Source organism: Neisseria sp. P0021.S006, assembly GCF_051956895.1.
The window spans coordinates 1-516 of sequence record NZ_JBQCWZ010001053.1 but is presented as its reverse complement, the minus strand read 5'-3'; the positions used below and the strand labels follow the sequence as shown (position 1 = coordinate 516).

Annotated in this window: 1 protein-coding gene and 1 pseudogene; one reads left to right on the top strand and one right to left on the bottom strand. The window is 50.2% G+C overall.

What is annotated here, in order from left to right; translation table 11 throughout:
- Positions 1 to 202: IS3 family transposase (locus ACTHUM_RS18680; protein ID WP_440403778.1), on the top strand; the 202-nt coding region annotated here is incomplete at its 5' end.
- A gap of 106 nt (positions 203 to 308) precedes the next feature.
- Here ACTHUM_RS18680 and ACTHUM_RS18675 read toward each other — a convergent pair.
- Positions 309 to 516 (bottom strand): annotated as a pseudogene (locus tag ACTHUM_RS18675) (3'-5' exonuclease); the annotation flags it as partial.

Below are 516 nucleotides of genomic sequence, written 5' to 3'. Positions count from 1 at the left end.
CTGCTGGGACAATGCGCCGATGGAGAGCTTCTTTGCGGTATTGAAGACGGAGTGTTTCTATAACGCAGGAGAATTGACGGTGGACGAATTGATGAAGCAGATAGATGACTATATGGATGACTACAACCGGGAGCGTTGCAGTCTGAAATTGAAAAAGCTGAGTCCTGTCGCATACAGAACCCAGCTTGCACAGAGCGCCTGAAAAGGCTTTTATGAGTGTCCAAGATTTGGGGGCCAGTTCATACCGGATTCTGCTTTTCAGACGACCTTTATGGTTGGCAGGAAGATAGCCTTTCCAAGCCTGACGTTTAACGCCACGCGGCGACAAACTCGTTCCAATGCTGCTTGTCCTGAGCCTGTCCGGTCAGGTAATGCTTCAGCCGTTTGACTTCCACTTCATACTCATCCGCGTCCAAAGCGCCGCTCATCAGGCGGAAGCGTAGGAACATTAAATAAGTGTTTGCCGCATCGGTTTCGCAATAATCGCGGATGTCTTTCAGACGACCTGCGTGGAAC